This window comes from Aliivibrio sp. SR45-2 (genome assembly GCF_963890165.1).
Lineage (GTDB): Bacteria > Pseudomonadota > Gammaproteobacteria > Enterobacterales > Vibrionaceae > Aliivibrio > Aliivibrio salmonicida.
The window spans coordinates 1-1,574 of record NZ_CAWPRC010000056.1; the positions used below are offsets into that span (position 1 = coordinate 1).

At 35.8% G+C, this 1,574-nt stretch carries 1 protein-coding gene; it reads right to left on the bottom strand.

All coding sequences use genetic code 11. The features are described 5' to 3' along the window. Window positions 1–30 precede the first annotated feature (30 nt). Window positions 31–1,574, bottom strand: a 1,544-nt coding sequence (locus AACV33_RS02950; RefSeq protein ID WP_182700722.1) for an EAL domain-containing protein, incomplete at its 5' end; no start/stop codon positions are given.

A 1,574-nucleotide genomic window follows, 5' to 3' on the forward strand; every position in this document is an offset into this window, starting at 1 on the left:
TTAGAAAATGAACAATGACTTATTATAAAATTACATCACCGTTTCATCTTCTAGTTTAACCAATCCTAATTCAACTACCTCTTCAATTGGCATTGGTTTGTAAAAGAAAAAACCTTGAATACAAGCGATGCCTAAAGACTGTATAAAATCGACCTCGTCTTTAGTTTCTGCACCTTCAACCACAATACTCGCCCCTGTAATTTGCCCTAACTCAACGGCCAAACCAAATAACTTTCGACCACGTTCCGTGTCTATGTTTAACAATAAAGAGCGATCAATTTTTACTTTATCAAAATCAAAACGCGATAAGTAAGCAATTGAAGAATAACCAGAACCAAAATCATCGAGAGCAATCGTTATCCCTAACGATCTTAATTGATTCAAGGTTTTCTTTGTTTGCTGCTCATCTTTAATTAACAGCTCTTCCGTTATTTCTAATTCAAGTTGTGTGAAGCTTAATGAACTGCGGTTCACCAATTGAGTGACTGTTGTTAAAAATGTAGGCACTAATACCGTTTCTGGAGACACATTTATTGATACCTTAAAATTAGGATCATGCGCATAGAGGCTTGCCGTCGAAATCGCTTTTTCGAGCACCCAAAAATCCAATTCAGGCAATAAACCAAGTTCAGAAAAAGACTCAATAAAAGTGGGCGGTGTAATGTAACCAGAGTAAGAACGATGTCGAATTAGCGCCTCTAAAGAAATGACTTTTTGTTTATCAATGTCATATTGAGGTTGATAATATAAAATAAAATCCCCCGTTTTATGTAGGTGTTCTACATTCTTTTGAGCCGCCATATTTATCGATAAATGCGGAATATAACTGCCAATTGCTTTAGTAGTATCAATTTTTTCAGAGGTAAAGAAACGCTCAGTTAAAGAATCCAATGCTGTTTTTCCCATACTTAATTTATCCATACGAATAAAAAATGGGTAATAAATAGCAATACCAATCAATAAAATAACACCTTGAAGTATCGAACCTGAGATCTCACCTTCCGTTCCTAAATAACCACCGATCAATGGCGGTGTCATCCAACTAATCACTCCCATAATAGGAGGTACCATGCCCCATAACGTTGCAAAGTACGCAATAATTAACCCTGCAATAGGGGCTAATAGAAATGGAATAATCATCATTGGATTAAACATAATCGGTAATCCATACAAAATGGGTTCATTAATATTAAAAATACTAAGAAGTAATGCGGCTTTTGCGAGAGTTCGATATCCTTTATTTTTCGCAAATAATAAAACACATAACACCAAGCTAAGCGTGTTCCCCGAGCCCCCCATTCCGGTATAAAAATCATAAAAGTTACTGGTTAAGATCGGCATGGTTCCTATGCCCGCTTCAATCAGAACAAGACTCTCTGATGTCATCCTAAAAAGTTCTATTTTATAAGGTGCTAAAATCACATGCCCATTGATCCCAATAGACCAAAAAACACCTCTCATTAATTCATAAATTATCCCATCAAATAATGACATGGGATCTAAATCTGGCATTCCTAACGTAAGATCTAAGCCATCAAATACCACATATCTAATCGCATAACTCAAACAAACAA